Origin of the sequence: Globicatella sp. HMSC072A10 (assembly GCF_001811625.1) — a bacterium.
GTDB lineage: Bacteria > Bacillota > Bacilli > Lactobacillales > Aerococcaceae > Globicatella > Globicatella sanguinis.
Genome location: NZ_KV805803.1, coordinates 2192 through 2439 on the forward strand (window position 1 = coordinate 2192; position 248 = coordinate 2439).

The following is a 248-nucleotide window of genomic DNA, read 5'->3' on the forward strand; positions in this document are numbered from 1 at the left end:
GGACCAGAAGTAGAAAATCGAATGATTTTCGCATCATCTGTTCGCCCTCGCAAAGTTGAAAGTAGACCAAAAGTAGAAAATGAAATGATTTTCGCTTCGTCGGTCCACCCCCGCACAGTTGAGTAGGTCTCAAACAAGTCTTTAAGACGCAGGTTGAGACCACTCAACCACTGCGCTTAAGACGCAGGTTGAGACCACACAACCACTGCGCTTTTAATGTGCGCCCAGCATGGGCGTTAACTTGGCGG